Annotated in this window: 14 protein-coding genes; 2 read left to right on the top strand and 12 right to left on the bottom strand. The window is 72.0% G+C overall.

What is annotated here, in order from left to right:
• Positions 1-18: 18 nt before the first annotated feature.
• Together ACFY2B_RS19570 and ACFY2B_RS19565 are read right to left on the bottom strand one after the other, a co-directional pair.
• Positions 19-804 carry an ABC transporter ATP-binding protein gene (locus ACFY2B_RS19570; RefSeq protein WP_390764343.1) on the bottom strand — a complete coding sequence of 262 codons (786 nt, stop codon included), beginning with the start codon at positions 802-804 and terminating at the stop codon, positions 19-21.
• Positions 801-1,073 carry a hypothetical protein gene (locus tag ACFY2B_RS19565; protein WP_390764342.1) on the bottom strand — a complete coding sequence of 91 codons (273 nt, stop codon included), beginning with the start codon at positions 1,071-1,073 and terminating at the stop codon, positions 801-803. The genes ACFY2B_RS19570 and ACFY2B_RS19565 overlap by 4 nt, the downstream gene beginning before the upstream one ends.
• Positions 1,074-1,275: 202 nt before the next feature.
• Here ACFY2B_RS19565 and ACFY2B_RS19560 point away from each other — a divergent pair, with 202 nt between their 5' ends.
• Positions 1,276-1,935, top strand: coding sequence for an NADPH-dependent F420 reductase (locus ACFY2B_RS19560; RefSeq protein ID WP_390764341.1), 660 nt, complete (start codon positions 1,276-1,278; stop codon positions 1,933-1,935).
• Positions 1,936-1,961: 26 nt separating this feature from the next.
• On the opposite strand, the gene ACFY2B_RS19555 is transcribed toward ACFY2B_RS19560, so the two are convergent.
• The 5 genes from ACFY2B_RS19555 to ACFY2B_RS19535 all read right to left on the bottom strand — a co-directional run bounded on the left by ACFY2B_RS19555 (position 1,962) and on the right by ACFY2B_RS19535 (position 8,112).
• On the bottom strand, positions 1,962-2,519 hold the full coding sequence (locus ACFY2B_RS19555) for a glycoside hydrolase family 25 protein (RefSeq protein ID WP_390764340.1): 558 nt from the start codon (positions 2,517-2,519) through the stop codon (positions 1,962-1,964).
• A gap of 126 nt (positions 2,520-2,645) precedes the next feature.
• The gene (locus ACFY2B_RS19550; protein WP_390764339.1) at positions 2,646-3,659 is read right to left on the bottom strand and encodes a carbohydrate ABC transporter permease; all 1,014 of its coding nucleotides are present in this window, start codon (positions 3,657-3,659) and stop codon (positions 2,646-2,648) included.
• Between the two features lie 4 nt (positions 3,660-3,663).
• Positions 3,664-4,692 carry a carbohydrate ABC transporter permease gene (locus tag ACFY2B_RS19545; protein WP_390764338.1) on the bottom strand — a complete coding sequence of 343 codons (1,029 nt, stop codon included), beginning with the start codon at positions 4,690-4,692 and terminating at the stop codon, positions 3,664-3,666.
• A gap of 47 nt (positions 4,693-4,739) precedes the next feature.
• Positions 4,740-6,161 (bottom strand): N-acetylglucosamine/diacetylchitobiose ABC transporter substrate-binding protein, encoded by a 1,422-nt coding sequence (ngcE, locus tag ACFY2B_RS19540; protein WP_390764337.1) that lies wholly within the window; start codon positions 6,159-6,161, stop codon positions 4,740-4,742.
• A 103-nt stretch (positions 6,162-6,264) separates the two neighbouring features.
• The gene (locus ACFY2B_RS19535; RefSeq protein ID WP_390764336.1) at positions 6,265-8,112 is read right to left on the bottom strand and encodes a hypothetical protein; all 1,848 of its coding nucleotides are present in this window, start codon (positions 8,110-8,112) and stop codon (positions 6,265-6,267) included.
• Between the two features lie 465 nt (positions 8,113-8,577).
• On the opposite strand from ACFY2B_RS19535, the gene ACFY2B_RS19530 reads away from it, so the two are divergent.
• Entirely contained in the window at positions 8,578-9,168 is a 591-nt protein-coding gene (locus tag ACFY2B_RS19530; protein ID WP_390764335.1) for an alpha/beta fold hydrolase, read from the top strand.
• A gap of 98 nt (positions 9,169-9,266) precedes the next feature.
• Here ACFY2B_RS19530 and ACFY2B_RS19525 read toward each other — a convergent pair whose 3' ends face one another.
• From ACFY2B_RS19525 to ACFY2B_RS19505, 5 genes are all read right to left on the bottom strand, one after another.
• On the bottom strand, positions 9,267-9,899 hold the full coding sequence (locus tag ACFY2B_RS19525; protein ID WP_390764334.1) for a pyridoxamine 5'-phosphate oxidase family protein: 633 nt from the start codon (positions 9,897-9,899) through the stop codon (positions 9,267-9,269).
• The gene (locus tag ACFY2B_RS19520) at positions 9,896-10,957 is read right to left on the bottom strand and encodes a LuxR C-terminal-related transcriptional regulator (protein ID WP_390764333.1); all 1,062 of its coding nucleotides are present in this window, start codon (positions 10,955-10,957) and stop codon (positions 9,896-9,898) included. Before ACFY2B_RS19520 ends, ACFY2B_RS19525 begins: the two co-directional genes overlap by 4 nt.
• A 14-nt stretch (positions 10,958-10,971) precedes the next feature.
• Positions 10,972-12,243, bottom strand: coding sequence for an MFS transporter (locus ACFY2B_RS19515; RefSeq protein WP_390764332.1), 1,272 nt, complete (start codon positions 12,241-12,243; stop codon positions 10,972-10,974).
• Entirely contained in the window at positions 12,240-14,003 is a 1,764-nt protein-coding gene (locus ACFY2B_RS19510; RefSeq protein ID WP_390764331.1) for a condensation domain-containing protein, read from the bottom strand. Before ACFY2B_RS19510 ends, ACFY2B_RS19515 begins: the two co-directional genes overlap by 4 nt.
• A 143-nt stretch (positions 14,004-14,146) precedes the next feature.
• On the bottom strand, positions 14,147-14,911 hold the full coding sequence (locus ACFY2B_RS19505) for a protein phosphatase 2C domain-containing protein (RefSeq protein WP_390764330.1): 765 nt from the start codon (positions 14,909-14,911) through the stop codon (positions 14,147-14,149).
• Positions 14,912-14,998 lie beyond the last annotated feature (87 nt).

The raw sequence follows: 14,998 nt of genomic DNA, 5'->3' as shown, positions 1-14,998 counted from the left end.
TGGCGGGCGCCCCCGTTCTCATGCCGGGTGGTCGACGCGTACGCTCCAGCGCCCGCCGTGGCGTTCCAGCACCAGCGGCAGGTCGAAGCACTTGCCGACCTGGTCACCGGTGAGCACGTCCGCCGCCGCCCCCTGGGCCAGGCTGCGGCCGTCGCGCAGCAGCAGGGCGTGCGTGGTGCCGGCCGGCAACTCCTCGAGGTGGTGGGTGACCAGCACCGTCGCCAGGTGCGGATGCTCCCGGCGCAGCGCGTCCAGGGCACCCAGCAACTGCTCCCGGCCCGGCAGGTCGAGGCCGGTGGCCGGTTCGTCCAGGAGCAGCAGCCGGGGCTCGGGCATCAGCGCCCGCGCGATCAGGGTCCGGCCGCGCTGTCCCTGGGAGAGCGTGGGCCAGCGGGCCTCGCGGCGGTCGGCGAGGCCGAGCGTCTCGATGAGCCGGTCGGCCCGCGCCTCCTGCTCGGGCGTCGGCCGCCAGCGGGGCAGCGGGGCCACCGAGTTGGTCAGCCCGGTCAGCACCACGGTCCGGACGGTCAGCGGCTGGGTGAGCGGATGACGCGGATCGACATGTCCGACGTACGACCTCAGCTCCCGCAGGTCGACCCGGCCGAGGCGGCGGCCGAGCACCTCGACCGTGCCCCGCGTGGGGTGGGTCAGCGCGCCGAGCAGGCTGAGCAGGGTGGACTTCCCGGCTCCGTTGGCGCCGAGCAGCGCCCAGTGCTCGCCCGCCCGCACGGTCAGCGAGACCTCCTGGAGGATCGGCCGGCCGTCGCGCACGACGTGCACGTCCGCCGCGCTCAGGACGATCATCGGCGCACCGCCCGGTCCGCCGGGGACGGCGCCGCGGGCACGGCGAGCGCCGCGGGCACCGCGGCGGCGAGGGCCGGGGGCGCCTCTCCCGCGCCGCGGGCCGTGCGGTGCCCGGCGCCGGAGGGCTCCGCGGTGCGGTCCGCGCCGGTCCGCAGGGTGCGCGGGCCCCTGCTGATCGTGTCCTGGCGGGTGCGGGGGAAGCTGTCGAGGTCGCCGGAGCCGGTCATGGGGTCGGCTCCGGGGGCGTGGCGGTTCGGTGCGAGGGTCACCCCATCGACGGTACCGGTGCGCTCGCCGTTGCCGGACCGGCGGCCCTCCGCCCCCTCCAGCCCCCTCCATCGGCGGGCAGGCCGGCCGGGTCTCCGGCCGTGTTCACCCGGTCACCCGGTTGCCGTACGGGCCGGAATAGGTCCCGGGACCCCGGGGTTGTCCCCAGCACTGTATGTGCGTGCATCTTTCCGGAGGTTCGGCATGAAGATCGGCATCATCGGGGCGGGCAACATCGGCGGCAACCTGACCCGGCGGCTCACCGCCCTCGGCCACGACGTGTCCGTGGCCAATTCCCGCGGTCCGCAGACCCTCACCGACCTGGCGAAGGAGACGGGGGCCACCCCGGTCCCGGCCGCGGAGGCGGCCCGCGGCGCGCAGGTCGTCGTGGTCACGGTCCCGCTGAAGGCGGTCCCGGACCTGCCGTCCGGACTGCTCGACGGCGCGGCCGAGGACGTCGCCGTGATCGACACCGGGAACTACTACCCCCAGCGGGACGGCCGGATCGCGGGCATCGAGGACGAGGGCCGCACCGAGAGCCGCTGGACCGAACAGCAGATCGGGCACCTCGTGATCAAGGCGTTCAACGGCACCTACGCCCAGGACATCCTGGACCGCCCGCGTCCGGCCGGCGCCCCCGACCGGCTGGCGCTCCCGGTGGCCGGTGACGACCCGGCCGCCAAGCGGACCGTGCGCGACCTGATCGAGCAGCTCGGCTTCGACACGGTCGACGCCGGCGGCACCGACGAATCCTGGCGGCAGCAGCCGGGCACCCCGGTCTACGGCCTGCGGGCGGGCGTCGAGGGCGTGCGCGCGGCGCTGGCCGAGGCGTCGCCCGAGCGGCCGGCGGAGTTCCGCGCGTAGCAGCGCGCCGCGGCGGCCCGTGCCGGTCAGCCGTCCTGCGCCCAGGCACGCAGGGCGGCTTTGTCCGCGAAGTCCGCCACGTTCTTGTCGTGCGGTTCGCTGGTGTACTGGTGGAAGCGCCACTTCGCCTGGATGCGGGGCTTGCCCGCGGAGACGTAGTCGGCGATCCACAGGCCGTCGCCCGCGTACGAGGTGGTGTCGACGTTCAGCCAGTAGTCGCGGTTCGTGTACAGCATCACCTGGTGGTGCGGCCGCAGGTCCTTCACCTTCCGGATGAACAGGTCCTTGTCGGCGTTGCTCGCGTGCGTCCCCTCGCTGGTGGTCTCCCAGTCCACGGCGAGGATGTCGCCCCCCTTCTCGGGGGCGTGCCGGACGAAGTAATCGGCCTGGGCGCCGACGTTGCCGGGCCACAGGAAGTGGTAGAAGCCGACGACGAGCCCGGCGTCCCGGGCCCGCCCGGTCTGGGCGTCGAGTTTCGGGTTGACGTACGAACGCCCCTCTGTGGCCTTGATGAAGACGAAGGACGCGCCGTCCGTGTCGTAGGACGAGGACTGGTACGCGCTCACATCGATGCCGTGCAGCACGGGGACCCCCTCAAATGTCAGTGGGGTGGGAGAAGTTGACCGGTGTATGCCCCATCCGGGCGTGCCTGACCCCTTGACCTGTGAGACCTCACCTCATCTTGACCTGTGCGGTATCACTTCACGGCGTCACTTCACCGCGCCGGCCAGCAGCCCCGACTCCACGTGCCTGCGGAACAGGACGTAGAACGCCAGTTGGGGCAGCGACGCGAGGGTCAGGCCGGCGAACAGTGCGCCCCAGTCGCCCTTGTAGCCCTGGTGGACGGCGAGGGACGCGAGGCCCTGGGTCAGGACGAACCGGTCCGGATCGGGGTTGATCATCTGCGGGATCAGGTACTGGTTCCACAGGCCGAGCAGGTTGAACATCGCCACGCTCACGAGGCCGGGCCGGGCCATCGGCACCATCACCTGGAAGAGGATCCGCAGATGCGACGCCCCGTCGAGCAGCGCCGCCTCCGCCGCGGACGCGGGCAGCGACCGGAAGAAGGAGGTCAGGAAGAACACCGAGAACGGCAGCGAGTACGCGATGTAGACCAGCACCAGGCCCGGGAACGTGTTCAGCAGGGCCATGCCCTTGAGGACGAAGAACAGTGGGACCAGGGCCAGGACCACCGGCGCGCTCATCCCGGACATGAACAGCAGTTGGATGAAGAGGCTGCCCGGGAAGACGAACCGCGCGAGCACATACGCGGCCATGGACGCCAGCACCGTCGACCCGACGACCGAACACCCCACGACCAGGACCGTGTTGAGGAGGTCCCGGCCCAGGTCCGCCGTCGTCCAGGCGTCGGCGAAGTTCCGCCAGTGCGGCGACGCCGGCAGCGACCAGGGGCTCTCCAGGATCTGCCCCGAGGGCTTGAACGACGTCATCACGGCCCACAGCAGCGGGCCCGCCGCCATCACCGCCCACAGGATCAGGAAGCCGTGCGAGAACGCGCTGAAGCCGGTGCGCCTGCCCCGGTCCGTACCCCTGCCCCGGTCCGTACGCCTGCCCCGGCCAGGGCGGCGACCCGGCGCAGACCGGTCCGGCGGACCCCCCGTTCCCGTGCCCGCCGGACCGGTCCGCGCCGGGTCCGTCGGCCGCGTGCCCGTGGCGCCGCGGTCCTCTCCCGTTCCCGTTCGGTGCGTCGCACTCGCGGTCATGGTCTCAGAACTCCAGCCGCTCACGCCGTCCCAGCCGCAGGACGACGGCGGCGAACAGCAGGGTGACGATCAGCAGGGCGACTCCGGCCCCCGAGGCGTAGCCGGCCTGTGCGTCCCGGAACGCCTTGTTGTACAGGTAGACGGGCAGGACCAGGGTGGAGTGGTCCGGGCCGCCCTGGTTCACCGTCATGATGTTGACCACGGTGAACGAACCGTCCAGCGCCAGGATGCCCAGGTAGATCCAACCGGTCCGCACGGTGTCCCACAGCAGCGGCAGGACGACCTTGACGAAGGTGCGTGCCGGGCCGGCCCCGTCCAACTGCGCGGCGGCCAGGATGTCGCCCGGTATCGAAGCCGTCGCCGAGGAGAGGACGATCACGAAGAAGCCCACGTTCGTCCAGGCCATCACGGCGATCACGCACATCAGGGCGAGATCCGGGTCTCCCAGCCAGTTCTGCTCCCAGGAGGCCGGGCCGACCGCGCCCAGGACCCCGTTGAGCAGGCCCCCGCGCGGTGCGAAGACGTACTCCCACAGCACCGCGACCGCCGCGACGGACAGCACCTGGGGAAAGAAGAACACGAGCCGGTAGAACCGCGCTCCGCGCACCGGGGCGATCGCGCCGCCCGGTCCGCGGCCACCGGCGAAGTCGAGCAGATAGGTGAGGAACAGACTCAGCCCGAGCACCAGGACCGGCAGCGTGAGCAGCACGATCAGGTTGTGCCGCAGCGCGGTCCAGAAGACCGGATCCCGTGCCAGGCGTTCGTAGTTGCGCATTCCGATGAACTCGGTCTCCGGACTGACCCCCGTCCAGTCCGTGACCGAGTAGAAGAACGCCTGGAGGAAAGGCGAGACGACGAAGACCGCGTAGAGCCCCACCGGCGGGGCGAGGAAGCCCACGATCACCCGGTACTTGCGGTACCGCTGGTAGAGCCTGGACGCCTTGATGCCCGCGCGTCCGCGCGGTGCCCCGCCACTCCCGCGCGGACGGCCCGTCCGCGGCCCGTCCACGGGCACCGCCGTGTAGTCCGTCATCCCGCCTGCTCCGTCTTCTGCCACCGCGCCGCGTCGGCGGACGGGGCTCAGGGGTGCTTGTACTTCTTGACCGAGTCGTCCTTGGCCACGGCGTCGGACGCCTTCTGGATCCGGTCGATCGCCTCGGCGGGCTGGAGCCGGTCGGCCATCATCTCGCCGATCAGACCGGCGATCTCCTCCCGGTTCAGCGTCTGGTACCAGTCCGTGCGGGGCGAGATGATGTGCGACCCGGCCTCGCTGACCAGGCGGCTCGCGGACGCCAGCCCCGAGGGCAGGTCCATCCCCGCAACGGCGCCCCGCACACAGCTCAGCGACGAGGTGAGCCGGGAGAAGTTCTGCGCCGACTTCTTGCCGAGCATGATGCGCAGCAGTTCGAGGCCGCCCTGCGGGTTCCTGGCGTCCTTGGGGACGACGAACGCCTCGCCCGCCTGCGCCCAGATGGTCTCGAAGGGCATCACGTCCGAGGAGTCCAGACCCGACGGCGGCGAGACGGTCATCTCGAAGCCGGCCGGTGTGATGTCCTCGGTCTCGTTCTCCACCCAGGTGCCGTTCGGGACGAACAGCGCCTTGCCCTTGATCCACTCGGCCTGCGACTGTGTGTGGTCCAGGCCCGGCGTGCCCTTGAGGACGTAGCCCTTGGCGACGAGTTCGTGGTACGCCTCGAACGCCTGCCGGACCGCGGGGTGCTTCCAGGCGTTCGGCTCCAGGTTGTCGATCGACTTCAGGACGTCCCAGCCGCCGATCTTGGCGATGAACGGGTAGAGCGTCCACTGGAGGTAGTAGGGGAACTTGCCGGCGTAGGTCCAGCCCGCGATGCCCTCCTTGCGCGCCGCCGCGCAGAGCGTGAGCATCTCGTCCCAGGTCCGCGGGTAGGTCCAGCCGTACTTCTCCAGCAGGGACTTGGAGTACCACACCCCGAAGGCCGTGTAGGCGTAGTTCAGCGCCCAGACCTCCTCGCCGCCGTACTGCCCCTTCGACACGACGCCGGGTATCAGCGTCTCCGCAACGGTCTTGCCCGGGATGTCGTAGGACGGGGCCTTGAGCAGCGTCCGCAGGTCGGTCAGCTGGCCGTTGTCCGCCAGGGTGGCGGTGGGGAGGGAGTCGGCGCCCGTGTTGTCCACCAGGTCGGGCGGGTCGCCGCCCAGGAACCGGGGCTGGAGCAGGGTCCGGATGTCCTGGGTGGTGGTGTGCTTGACCTTCGCCTTCGGGAAGGCCCTCTCGTAGACGGCTTCGGCGTCCGTCACGTACTCGACGCCGAGCCCGCCGTCGAAGACGACGACCTCCAGGGCCGCCGACTCATCGGCGCCGAACGGGTTCTTCTCGCTCATCTTTCCCTTTCCGACGGTGTTCTGCCTGCCTCCTGCCGTGGCACAGCCGGTGAGGAGGGCGGATGCGGGCGAGGCGGCCAGCGCGGCGGCGACGGTGCGCTTGATCAGGTCGCGTCGACCCAGGTCCGAAGCGGATCCCATGCTCGGTTTCTCGCCTTCTGCGGGGGGAGGGGCACGGTCCTTCCGGAGCGGCCGGGCTGTCACGAGCTCGTGATCGGTGGTCCGTTCTGTGCGGAGTGGGTTCTCAGGGCCGCCGGGGTTCCGCCTCGTAGGCGAGCCACTGCGCGAAGGAGCGCAGGCCCTCGGCGAAGGGGACGGCCGGGCGCCAGCCGAGTTCGGCGGCGGCCCGCTCGGTGGTCAGCGGCGGGCGTCCGTCCGGCGGCGCGGGCCGCCTCGCGGCGGCCTGGTCCGGGCGGTCGACGGGCACGGGGCGTACGGCCGCGCAGACCGCGTCCGCCAGGTCGGGCGCGCTCAGGTTCTCGTCGTTGCAGATCTCGAACACGCCGGGACGCCGCAGCAGCAGGGCCCGTTCGACGGCGCGGCAGACATCGGTGGCGTGGACGTACTGGAGGGGGCCGGGTAACGGCTCCGTGAGCCGGATGGGCCGGCGCAGCAGCGACTTCTCGACGAAGCCCGGCAGCGGTGAGCTGTCCGGCACGACACCCGGCCCGTACGGGGTGCCGATGCGCAGCACGGTCAGCACGGTGCCGCCCCGCACGGGAGCCGGCGCGGGATCCTCCGCCGCCGCCCCTTCGGTGGTGACCGACACCACATGGCCGATCCCCGCGCGCGCCGCCGCGGCGACCACCGGCCGCGCCCGGCCGCGGGGGCCGACGTGCACGACCGCGTCGGTACCCGCCAGGTCGCCGACGGCGGGTGCGGTGACCGCGTCGCCGAGCAGGACCGTGTCGTAGCCCTGGTGTTCGAGGTCGTCGCCGATGAAGCGGCCCAGCCCGCGGGAGGCGCCGACGACCGCGACCCGGCCCTTGCCCGCGGCCGGTCCGGCATGGCCGAGCCGGGTCACGGCGGTCAGCTCGTCGTCCGCCGCGGCGCCCAACTCAACTGCTCTGCGGGCCAGTTCAGCGAGGTCGTCGTGGAGGGCGGTGAGGCGCAGCGCACCGATCTCCCCGCACAGTCCGCCGGGCCCCATGGTGGCGACGGCCGGACCGCGGAGCCCCCCGGTGACGTCCGGCGCGTCCTGCGGTCCGAGGTCGGCGCCGGCCCGGCGGCTGAGGAAACCGGTCAGCCCCGCCGTGATCCACAGCGCCTCCAGCGCCCTGGGGCGGACCGGGGCGAGGGCATCCAGCAACGGCGCGGACTCCATGGCCGCCGCGGTCAGCTGCTTGCGGAACCACTCCAGGGGAAACCCGAGCCGGCCGCAGTACCGCTCGCTGTCGACGGTCGTCCACGGCCCGTCCGTACCCCGCCGGACCGCGCACTGGGCCACCCCGTGCTTGAAGAACGGGATGACGCCGGCCTCGGACAGACCCGCCCCCAGATCCCAGTCGGCACCTGGCGGCACCGCCCCGTGACAGGCCGCGCGCCGCAGCCCGTGGTGGTCGTTGCGCGCCACGCTGGGGAAGTCGTCGTGCTCGACGAGGTTCGGCACGGTGAGATACGACGGGACGCGGTGCGCGCGGAGGTAGCGCTGCATGATCACGTCGTCCGGCCAGCCGTCACCGTGCCGCCGGGCGAACTCGGCGAAACCGAGCGCGACGGGCGTGGGCAGCACCAGCGCCACCGTCGGCGTGTACTCCTGCGCCGCCACGGCCCACCGCGCGCCGCGCAGCGCCGCCATCCGGACCGCGGCACCGTTGCGGGAGTTCCAGGAGGTGAAGAAGGCGATGGCCGCGTCGGGCGCACCGCGCACGGCGTCGTGGACGCGGTCGAAGAAGTCCGGGCCGGGCAGCGCGTCGTCCTGGAGCACGAGGTGGTGCGTGGCCCCCGGGTCGGCGGCGGACCAGGCGCTCAGCGCGGTCCGCAGCGCGGTGGGCGGGCCGTCGGGCTCGGGGTCGAGCACCAGTCGCAGAAAACCGTCCGGTGCCTTTGCGATGAGGTTCCGTGCCGTCCGGCTGCGCCGCGGATGACTCATGACGGCACCGCTGATCCTGGGCCTTGTGCTACTGATTCCGGTCGGTGCCGAGTCCGTTCTCCCCATATTCCGTCACCGCTCCTCAGCAGGCTCGGCCTTCGAATCGCTGCGAAGAAATACTAGCGAGCCCGCACTGGTATTCCGCCATAAAAATACTGGAGCTTGCTTGAGCGTTCTGTTAATGGGAACTGCCCCTGCGGAAGGCGGTTGAGGTGCGGATACGGCGGGCTGCGCGACCGGTGTCCCACGGGAGCGGCAGTTCCTGCAATTGTTCTGAGGAAGTTCCGTTTCCGGGGTGCCTCCGGCCGGACGGCGGGTGCGTTGACACGAACGGATCTCGGCGAGATCCTGTGCTTCCAAAATTGGTAAATTCTCTAGTCGAGGCGGGTATCGGTGACCTCATCTCTGCAATTCGACACGTTCGCTGTCGATGACACCGGAAATAGTCTCCCGTACGCTCTCCATGTGCCGAGCGGCTATCACCTCGACGAATCGGAGAGGTGGCCCCTGCTGCTCTTTCTGCACGGCGCCTCCGAGCGCGGGGACGATCCGACGATGCTCACCGCGCACGGGCCGGTGAAGCAGGCCGCACAGGGCGCGGACCTGCCCTTCGTGATGGTGGCTCCGCAGTGTCCGGGCTACAGCACCTGGGCGTGCGAACTCGACGGTCTGTACGCGCTGCTCGACGAGATCCAGGCACGCCACCGGATCGACGCGGACCGGGTGTACTGCACCGGTCTGAGCATGGGCGGGGCGGGCACCTGGGCGTTGGCGGCGCGGTTCCCGGACCGGTTCGCGGCCATCGTGCCCATCTGCGGGGCCTGGATGCCCGAGGCCGCCCCCCGGATCGCCGACCTGCCGGTGTGGACCTTCCACGGGGAGGACGACTTCAACATCCTCATCAAGCACACCGAGCAGGTCGTCGAGGCGCTCAAGGACCTGGGCAGCCACGCCAAGTTCACCCGGTACCCGGGCGTGGGACACGACTCCTGGACCCAGACCTACGACAACCCCGACGTCTACACCTGGCTCCTGGAGCAGCGCCGCGGCAGCTGAGACGGCCCGGCGACGGGGGACGCCAGGGACGACGGGGGACGTCAGGGGCCCGCCGGCTTCGGCCGGCGGGCCCCTGGCGTTTCCCGGACGCGGCCGGCTCAGCCGCCGCGCAGCGCCTCCAACTCGGCGCGCAGCCGGGCGTTCTCCTGCTCCAGCAGCGTGAGACGGTCACGGATCGGGGCGAGCGCCCCCGCGAGTTCGCCCTCGCTGAAGCGCGGCGTGATGTGCTTGGCGCAGTTCCAGTCGAACGCCTCGACGCGCACCGTGATCAGCCGCTCCACCCGCCCGTCGGTCCGGGGCTGTGCCAGCCGCTCGGCGAGCGGGGGATCGTCCGGCGCGGGCGTCGCCGTGGCGTGGCCGTACAGCTTCAGCCGCGCCTGCCGCGCGTGATCCAGGAGGAACAGGGCGACCCGGTCGTCGCCCCGCAGATTGCCGGTGGTGATGTACTGCCGGTTGCCCCGGACGTCGGCGAAGGCCAGGGTCCGCTCGTCCAGCACGTGCAGGAACCCGGGCGGGCCGCCGCGGAACTGGATGTAGGGCCAGCCGGTTTCGCCGACCGTCGCCATCAGGAAACCGTCCAGACCCTGGATGAACGCGGCCTCGACAGGGGTGAGGCGTTCGGCCTCGTCGGCCGGCGCCGCCAGCCGCCGCGCCGCGGCGTCCCCGCTGCCCATCTCGTACTGGACCTGACGGACGTTCTGCGTGTAGGCGAGACGGGCGTAACGGCTCATGCGGAACTCCTCGCGCTGTGCGGACGGCCGGCGGCGGACCCGAGCAGCCCGGTCCGCGCGGCCAGCACCCCGGCCTGGAAGCGGCTGCCGGCCGTGAGGTCCTGCATGATGGCGGCGACGTGGCGGCGGAAGGACCGTTCGGACATCCCGAGCCGACGGGCGATCACCTCGTCCTTGATGCCGGAGGCGAGCAGTTCCAGGATGGTCGCCCGCAGGTCGTCCATGGCCGCGGAGTAGCCCGAGGCACCGGACTCGTAGTCCAGCGCCGACTCCCACATCCGGTCGTGGATGCCGCCCAGGAACGCGGCGACGGACGCGTCGTAGACCACGGCCAGCCGCTGTCCGTCGTCGTTGTCGTCGGCCGGTACGAAGGCGACCCGGCGGTCGATGACGATGAACCGTCCGTGGATCTCCCGGGACGTCCGGACCTGCCCGTCGGCCCGCGTCAGGTCGCGCACGTGGGAGCGGGTACCGGCGTCGCCGCGGGCGGTGTGCGGGTACAGCACCAGGGCGCGGACGCCCCGCTGGAGGGCCTCCAGGACGAGCGGGCGCGCATGCCGCAACTCCGGTGTCTGCTGCGCCACACAGGGCTGCATGACCAGGATCTCCGAGGTGCAGCGCTGGACGGCCTCCATCAGACGCAGCTCGATCTCGGCCGGGTCGCTGGTCACCACCACGGTCTCGGGCCGGCGCTGGGGCCGCTGGGTCTTGTTGAACGTGTCCTCGAAGGACAGCAGTTGCCCCTTGACGTCGTTCAGCCGGCGGCGCTCGGAGTAGATGGCCCGCTCCAGCGGCACCAGGAGTTCCATCTGGGCCTCCTCGGGGCTCACGGCGACCAGCTCGCCCTGGCTCCGGGCGGCGTCCTTGACCAGCCGCAGCTCCCGCAGCACCCGGACCGCTTCCACGACCTGCCGCAGGGAGACGCCGAGCCCCGCGGCGATCACGGACGAAGTGGCGCGACGGCCGGCGAGCACGCGTTCGTAGACGCGGACGACGAACTCGTCCACCTCCCCGGAGCGAGGCAGCTCCGACGTCCCGGTCGAGGTCGCGATCTCCATGTCAGCTCCTCCGTTCAGGTCCCGAGCGCTTCGGCGTCCGGGGTCACGGCGCGCAGCCGCCGGATTCCGGGCACGGCCAGCAGCACACCACTGCAGCACAGTCCGAGCAGGGTCGCCGCGATCATCAGGGGGCGTGCCCCGGCCACCGAGGCGAGCGGTCCGGCCAGGGACCGCCCCAGGGCCATGGACAGCAGCGATCCGGTCACGTCGTAGGCGTAGACCCGGTTGAGCAGGTCGGCCGGGATCTGCGTCTGTACGGTGGTCGCCCAGATCACCGCCCAGAAGGCGAGGCCGGCACCGGCGACGGCCCAGCCGGCGCAGAGCGGGACGACCCCCGGCCGCAGGGCCGGGACCAGCGGGTACAGCGCGTACAGCGCCCAGCCGATCGAGCCGGTGGCGAGCGGACGGCTCGGCCGGATCCGGATGGCCAGGGCGCCGCCGATCACGCCACCGGCGCCGAAGGCACCCAGGGCGATGCCCAGCGCCGTCGAGCCGTGCTGGGTGGTGACCAGGTCCGCGCCGACCGGCAGGGACAGACCCGCGACGAAGCAGCCGTAGACCAGGAAGCAGGAGATCACCCCCCACAGCCAGGTACGGGACCGGAACTCCTGCCAGCCCTCGGTCAGTTGCTGCCAGAAGGACTCCGTCTCGCCGTCCTTCTTCGTCTGTGCCAACCGCAGTCCGAACAGGCAGGCGGCGCTGAGCGCGTACGTGGCCGCGTAGATGGCGAAGACGGTGGCCGGTCCGGACACGCTGATCAGCACACCGGCCAGGGCCGGACCGAGCACACCGGCCACCGACTCGGAGACCCGCAGCACGCCGTTGGCCCGCTGCACGTCGGCGGAGACCTGGGGCACCATGCTGGCCACCCCCGGCTGGAACAGGGCGGTGGCGACACCGCTGAAGAACTGGAGCGCCACGATCATCCACAGGGGCGGCGCGCCCAGCGCGAAGGCGACCGCGAGGCCGCCTTGCAGCACCAGCCGCAGCAGGTCGGCCAGCACCATCATGCGCCGCGGGGTGAACCGGTCGGCGAGCACCCCGCCGAACAGCATGCACAGGGCGAGCGCGGCCATCCAGGCACCGAGGGCGTAGCCGACGCCCGAGGTGCCGTATCCGGCGTCGAGGACACCGACCGTGAGGGCGACGGGCAGCATGGCGTCCCCCAGCAGGGAGCCGGTGCGGGCGCCGAAGTACAGGCGGAAGTTGGCCGTCCACAGGGACGGCTGCGCGGTCGGCTCCTCGGCGGACGGCGTGTCCGTACGGAGACCGGCGTCCTGGCTCATGCCCGGTCACCCCCGTCGCGGCGGCCGTCGGCCTGGGTACGGACCGGCAGCGCGGCCCACGCGTCCGGGTCGGTGGCGGCCGGGCCGGCCGGCGCGTCGTCGTGCACGACGTAGTGGTGCGGGGCGATGGCGGTGACGCGGCCGGGCAGCGCGGCGAGCGTCCGCTCGTGCACTGTCGCGGGCGAGTCCGGGCCGGCCAGGTGGCAGACGATCCGGTGGCCCAGCTCCTCGTCCGGCACGGCCGTCACCAGATGCGGCACCTCGCCCAGGACATCGTCCAGCAGCCCCCGCACGGCGTCGAGTTCGACCAGCGAGTGGTCGCTGACGTACCACCCCTCGCCGCGCGCCACCGGTTCCAGCGTGGTCAGCGACTTCAGCTCACCGAGCGGCAGATCGGCGTCGCCCGCGGCGCGCAGCAGGCGCAGCAGTGCCCGGCCGAACTCCTCGGCCTCGTCGTTGGGGAGGATCTGCGGGTCGACCCACAGGGTCAGTTCGAACTCCTCGTCCAGCCGGTACAGGCAGACGAAGAAGCGGCAGGGGATGTCCTCCTTCGGCAGCCAGGAGACGCTGCCGCCGATCCCGGGGTCCTCGTCGGGCGCCGGCTGGTGCCCGGGTATCCACACGGAGGGCAGCCGGCTCAGGGCGGACTGGTCGGGGGAGCCGGCCGTGGTGGCGAGCGTGCTCATGTCGTTGAAGACGAGGTCACGGGCGAACGAGATGCCGCGCTCGCCGCTCACCTCGTTGATGACCTGCTGCCACAGGGCGGTGGGGTCGAACCAGGCGTGCCGGTAGGCAGGCAGCCCCGCGGAGCGCACCTTGCGCACGGCGTCGTCGAAGCCCGCGACGTCGGAGAGGTCGACGGGCAGCAGCGCGTCCTGGGCCAGCGAGCCGAAGAACCCACGGAGTTTGCGGACCACCCGGTTGTCCGACAGCGAGGTCGTCACCACCGTGGAGTGCCCGGTCCGGTGTCCCACGAGGACGGCCAGCGCGGCGAGTACGACAGCCGAGGGGCTGGCGCCGGTCCGTTCCGCGATCGACTCCAGCCGGGCCGGTACGGTCGTGGAGCGGATGTTCAGACCGGCGTGCAGCCAGTCGGTCTTGGCCGGGGTCGTCCGGGCCGAGGGCGTGAACATCGCCTGCGGCACCCGGCGCAGCTGGGACTCCCAGTAGCGCAGCGCGCTCTCGCCGAGCCGCCGGATGGTCGCGGACCGCTCCAGCTCCACGACGTCGACGGGTTCCAGGGCGGCCGGGGCCGGCAGTGGGCGGCCGGCGCACAGGGCGGCCCACTCGGTGTGCAGCACCTCGCAGGCGGCGACGTCCATGGCGGCATGGGTGACCACCCAGACCAGATGGCGCGGAGCGCCGCCGGCCGTCACCACGGCCACCCGGACCGGCAGGTCGTGCTCCAGGTCGAACACCTGGGAACGCAGCCGGCGGGCGGTCCGCTCGGCGACCGCGAGCGGGTCGTCCGCGGCCTCGACCACGGCCACGGCCAACTCGCCCTCGGCGGCCACCACCTGGGTGGCGGGCGTGCCGAGCCGGTAGGTCGTGCGCAGCGCTTCGTGACGCTCGACCAGCGTCCGCAGCTGGTCCGCGATCCGGTCCAGACCGCCGTTCGCCGGGGCGTCGAAGACCATGGCCAGGTTGAGGCGGGTCGGGTCCTCGTCGACGAATATCGAGCGCACGATGTTGGCGTGCCCGAAGGAGAGCGGCCCTGAGCGGTGCGACTGGCCGGCGAAGGGCACTGTGAGTTGCGGCAACGGGTCACCTCATGAAGGAGCCGGGCCGGTCCTGCGGCCCGGGGTGCGGGTTCGGGGATGGAGCACGGAGTGACGGCGCCGGGCGGGCGGCCTCCGGTGTGCCGTCGGGCACGTCGGGTCCGCCCCAGGGGGACGTGTCCGGCTCAGACCGTGCCGGTCGCGCCGCCCATCAGACACAGGGCGACGGACGCGTCGTCGTGGTGCTTTCCGGGAAATGCCCCGGCCGGGGTGCGTGCCTCGGCGGCTCGCGTTCGCGCGATGAGCCGGTGGGCCCCCTCGCGGCTCACACAGTCCAGCAGGTCCTGCCAGCTCCACTCGTACCGCTCGACCAGCCGGTAGGCGCCGTCGGTCAGCAGACAGACACGGTCGACGCGCTCGGCGGGCCACGTACCGGTCAGCGCGTGCGCGGCCGCCGCGGGGCGGTTCCCGGCGACCCAGAAGCCGCCCTCCCTGTTGCGCAGGTGCCTGAGGTCCGCCCAGGACCGGTCGGGGAATCCGTGGATGCGGTTGTCGACGACACAGTCGACCGTGCCGTCGGTGAACCGGGCCACCACGGCGGAGTCCCCGAGGACCAGGTGGTCCACCTGGTCGTCGCGCTGCCTGAGGACGGCGACGGTGGCGGACGGGCTTCTGGGGTTCGCCAGGTCGCACTCCGTGCCGTGCCGGGCCATGACGTCGGCGATGGCCTCGGCGGCCACCTGGGGCAGCGCGGCCGTCGGGGTCTCGATGAGACCGGCCACCAGCCGGCTGCCGAGCTGGGTGACCAGCCACCGCACGCCGTGCCGGCATCCGTTGTCCACCCCCGGCTCGGCCGTCGCCCCGTCGAGCACCACGGCGAAGTGTCCCGCCGCGGCGACGAAGTCCTCGTTCAGGGTGTCGCCGGGACGTGTGGCACAAGTGATCTCCACCGCTCCTCCAAAGAGGCGTGCAGGCTGGAACTCCGGGTACCTGAGGTGCCGACCCTTTGGTCTGTACCTCTCTGCGATCACTGTACG

It is taken from the genome of Streptomyces sp. NPDC001270 (assembly GCF_042896695.1).
In the GTDB taxonomy this organism is placed as follows: domain Bacteria; phylum Actinomycetota; class Actinomycetes; order Streptomycetales; family Streptomycetaceae; genus Streptomyces.
The sequence above is the reverse complement of the archived record's forward strand: the minus strand, read 5'-3'. Positions and strand labels throughout refer to the sequence as shown.